The 940-nt window shown below is 34.3% G+C and carries 1 protein-coding gene; it reads right to left on the reverse strand.

Going from position 1 to position 940, the window contains the following annotated elements; translation table 11 throughout:
• Positions 1-114: 114 nt before the first annotated feature.
• A partial coding sequence (locus ACESSC_RS09770) for an IS3-like element IS981 family transposase (protein ID WP_373162747.1) occupies positions 115-940 on the reverse strand: 826 nt, incomplete at its 5' end.

The following is a 940-nucleotide window of genomic DNA, read 5'->3' on the forward strand; positions in this document are numbered from 1 at the left end:
TCTGAATGATTTAATTAAACTATATCTATAATGAATACAAAAACTCATGTTAATAAATAATGACGTTAAGTCAAGTTTTTAGAGTAACAAACGTAGAATTTTAATCTATTTATTTTAAGCACTTACCTTTTCAAATTGATTAGGTGTAAGATACCCTAAACTTTGATGGATTCGTTTTGAATTATAAAAGGCTTCGATGTACCAGAAAATACTCTGATAGGCTTCTTCAAAGTTCTTATATTTAAATTGATACACCCACTCTCTTTTTAAATGTCCATGCCAAGATTCAAGACTGGCATTATGATAAGGGTATCCCCTTCGACTGAAAGAGTGAGTCATCCCATAATACTTAAGCAACTCTTCATACTCTAGACTCGTATACTGGCTTCCTTGGTCAGAATGAAGAATAACAGCTTCTGGATAGTCTTGTGATTTAATGGCCTTATTTAAAGTTCTTTGCACTAATTCTACAGTCATTCGCTTGCCCAAATCCCAAGCAATGACTTTTTTAGTATAACGATCCATAATGGTTGAGAGATAACCCCATCCTTGTTGAGTAGGAATATAAGTAATGTCGGTTGACCAAACCTTATTTTTCTTTGTAGGTTCAGTCTGTATGAGATTTTTTCGATTGATGTGATCACTTAGTGAGTATCCAGGCTTAAATTTCTTAATGACTACAGACTTGAGTTGAAGTTGCTTCATTAGCTTCTGTACCAGTTTTAACCCGACTTTTTCCCCTTGTTTAAGTAGAAGATGATGAATTTTAGGAGCACCATAGATTCCTCGGTTAGCATTGAAGAGTTGAGAAATTTTGAGTGACAGGTATTGTCTCCTTAATTGAGTTTTAGATGGATGTCGGTTAATCCGTTCATAATAACTTGATTCAGGAACATCAAGGAGTTGACAGCTTAGTCTGACATTGAGTGCTAAAGTTTGT

The sequence above is a fragment of the Collinsella aerofaciens genome (assembly GCF_964243765.1).
GTDB lineage: Bacteria > Actinomycetota > Coriobacteriia > Coriobacteriales > Coriobacteriaceae > Collinsella > Collinsella aerofaciens_BU.